The sequence below is a fragment of the Streptomyces sp. JJ38 genome (genome assembly GCF_019303475.1).
GTDB lineage: Bacteria > Actinomycetota > Actinomycetes > Streptomycetales > Streptomycetaceae > Streptomyces.
In genome coordinates this window covers 1-367 of the sequence record NZ_JABLSI010000109.1, presented here as the reverse complement: position 1 = coordinate 367, position 367 = coordinate 1, and the positions used below count along the sequence as shown (strand labels likewise).

Sequence of the window (367 nt, the reverse complement as noted above, 5' to 3'; positions counted from 1 at the left end):
TCCACGCTCACCCCGGCGGTGTGGGCCTCGGACAGGGACGTCACGAACCGGCGCGGCCCCCCGTCATCCCGGCGCAGGGACCCCACCGTCGCCGCCCGGCCCTCCACCGTCTCCTCAACGGCCATGGACAACACCGGATGCGGAGACATCTCGACGAAGCACCCAGCGCCGTTGTCCACCAGCGCCCGCACGGCCGGTTCGAACCCGACCCGGCTCCGCAGATTCCGATACCAGTACCCCGCGTCCAGCGACGCGGTATCAACGAAGCCACCAGTGGCCGTCGAGTAGAACGGCACCTTCCCGGACACCGGCGCGGCAGGAGCGAGGACCTCCAACAACTCGGCCTCGATCGCCTCCACCTGCGCGG

The 367-nt window shown here is 70.6% G+C and carries 1 protein-coding gene; it reads right to left on the bottom strand.

Annotation, left to right across the window (positions count from 1 at the left end):
• The coding region (locus HPT28_RS26455) for an acyltransferase domain-containing protein (protein WP_219094501.1) at positions 1-367 on the bottom strand (367 nt) is incomplete at both ends.